This is a genomic window from Gordonia sp. i37 (assembly GCF_002043085.1).
In the GTDB taxonomy this organism is placed as follows: domain Bacteria; phylum Actinomycetota; class Actinomycetes; order Mycobacteriales; family Mycobacteriaceae; genus Gordonia; species Gordonia polyisoprenivorans.
This window is the reverse complement of sequence record NZ_MVPX01000204.1, coordinates 1-2577: the sequence shown is the minus strand read 5'-3', so window position 1 is coordinate 2577 and position 2577 is coordinate 1. Positions and strand designations below refer to the sequence as shown.

At 69.3% G+C, this 2577-nt stretch carries 2 protein-coding genes; both read right to left on the bottom strand.

The features are described from left to right. A partial coding sequence (locus tag B1964_RS09485; protein ID WP_139765682.1) for a transglutaminase family protein occupies window positions 1-2161 on the bottom strand: 2161 nt, incomplete at its 3' end. Window positions 2162-2333: 172 nt separating this feature from the next. Continuing rightward, on the bottom strand, window positions 2334-2577 hold a 244-nt coding region (locus B1964_RS09480; RefSeq protein WP_290440688.1), incomplete at its 5' end, for an amino acid--tRNA ligase-related protein.

The window sequence follows — 2577 nt, the reverse complement described above, 5'->3', positions numbered from 1 at the left end:
CCAACAGCTCCGACTGTTCGGCGAAACTCGACGTCGGCTGGATGTTGACCTCGATGACGCCCGGATCGGGGGTGACGGTCAGCGTGGTCAGACGCGGGTCGGCGGGCGGGCCGTATCCCTCGATGACCACGGCGGTACCGGTCGCCTCGGCGGCGTCGGCGATCATCTCGATGATCGCGAGGTACTCCTCGAGTGCCGCCGTCGGCGGGATGAACACGAACAGGGTCTCCCCGCGCTGTTCGGCCACCACCGCGGTCCGCGGCACGAACTGCGTCGGGTCCATCTCCAGCACGGTGAAGCCCAGATCGTCGGAGGCCTTGTCGGGCAACGCGTCATGAGGCGCCGACGGATCGGACACGAACACCGCGGGAGCCGGCCCCCACGACAGCGAGTTCAGCGGCAACCGCAGTCCCGCCGGGGAGGTGCCCGCGGTCAGGACCAGACGGCCGCGGCGGGTGGTCCATCGTGCGCTGTGCCAGGCGGTCTCGTCCTCGGATCGGCTCAACGGCAACACATATGCCGTCGGGTGCACGACGTTGGCATCGAGGCGGTCGAGCAGTTCCCGACGCGCGGCGGTCGAGTCGGCGGGCGGTTCGAGGTCGACGTCGGGATCGTCGATCTCGACGGCGGCCTCGGCCCGCGCGAATGCGCGTGCGGTCGACGTGGTGGGGTCGGCTCCCGGGTCACCCGGTGGCAGCGCGGAGAGTTCGCGCATCCGGACCAACGGGTCCTCGAAGGCCGGCATCACCTGCGAGGAGGGCACACCCAGGCGAGAAGCGAAGGTCTGCAACAACTTCTGGGCGCGCTCGGCACCCTCGGCGGTGGGCACCGGTCCCGCGGTCTCGATGGCGATGGACTCGGCGGCGCGCGCCGGATTCGACCACGGGTCGGCGAGCAATTCCGGCCGGGTCCAGATCGGCCGGCCGTCGGCGCGCCACATGATCGCGATCTGCCAGCGCGGCAAGGGCTCCCCGGGATACCACTTGCCCTGGCTGCGCTGGACCAGTCCGGTCGGGGCGTAGTCGCGGTGCAGGCGCTCGGCGAGGTCGGAGGCGAGCAGTCGTTTGTGCGGGCCGTCGGCGGCGGTCGTCCACTCCGGGTCGGTCTGGTTGTCGATGGAGACGAAGGTCGGTTCGCCGCCCATGGTGAGCCGGACGTCGTTCTCCGCCATCGTCGCGTCCACGCGGGCGCCGAGTTCGCAGACGCGATCCCACTGGGAAGCCGTGTAGGGCAACGTGACCCGCGGGTCCTCGTGGAATCGGGTGACCGTGTTGGAGAAGTCCAGGGTGGCGTGGCAGGGACCGGTCGATCCGGTGATGGGTGCGGCGGCACCGGGACTCGGGGTCGCCGCGAGCGGGATGTGTCCCTCCCCCGCGAACAGTCCCGACGTCGGGTCCATGCCGACCCATCCGGCGCCGGGTAGGTACACCTCGGTCCACGCGTGCAGATCGGTGAAATCGGCGTCGGGGCCCGATGGTCCGTCCAGGGACCGGATGTCGGAGGTCAACTGGACGAGGTAGCCGGAGACGAAACGCGCCGCGAGGCCCAGCTCGCGCAACAGGGCCACGAGCAACCACGCCGAATCACGACAGGATCCGATCGCACTGGACAGCGTGTACTCGGGGCTCTGCACACCCTGCTCGAGACGCACCGTGTACCCGACGGCCTGCTGCACCGCCTGATTCAGCCCGACGAGGAAATCGATCACCCGAATCCTCGACGTCGGCCGGTGCGCGGCGGCGAACTCGGCGATCGCCGGATGCACGGGCGCACCGGCGAATTCGCCCTCGATGACCCCGACCGGACGCAGGTAGGCCTCGAGATCCTCCTTCAGATCGTCGGGGTAATCGAACCCGTAATGCTCGGCCCAGTCCTCGATGAAGAAGTCGAACGGGTTGATCGCCGTCAGGTCGGCAAGCAGGCTGACGGTGATCGTCAGCGACGTCGACGGCTCCGGGAACACCAGTCGCGCAAGGTAATTGCTGAACGCATCCTGCTGCCAGTTGAGGAAGTGCTCACCCGGTTCGACCTTCAGCGAATAGGCCTCGATCGGGGTGCGCGAATGCGGTGCGGGCCGGAGCCGGACCACGTGCGGGAAGATCTTCACCGGCCGGTCGAAGGCGTAGCTCGTGCGATGTTCCAGCGCGACCTTGATGGTCACAGCAGCCCACCTACCTTTCACGTCACCTCGGCGCGGGTGCGGGCGCCACAGGTGTCGGTGAACCCGCGGTCCCGCCTGCGGAAAATCACATCACAGATGTGACCCGTGCGCCCGTCGTGCGATCGGGCTCACCCCGATGGCCACCCGGGGTGGGTGGCCATCGGGTGGGCGGTCAGGCGGTGGGCTCGGCCGACCCGGCAGCGGGGGCGTCGGGGCCCTTCTTCGGTGCCGGCTTGGCGTCGATACCCGACTCCTTGCGCTGCTGTGCGGTGATGGGCGCAGGCGCGTCGGTCAGCGGGTCGACGCCGCCACCGGATTTGGGGAAGGCGATGACCTCACGGATGGACGATTCACCCGCGAGCAGCGCGGTGATGCGATCCCAGCCGAAGGCGATCCCGCCGTGCGGCGGGGGGCCC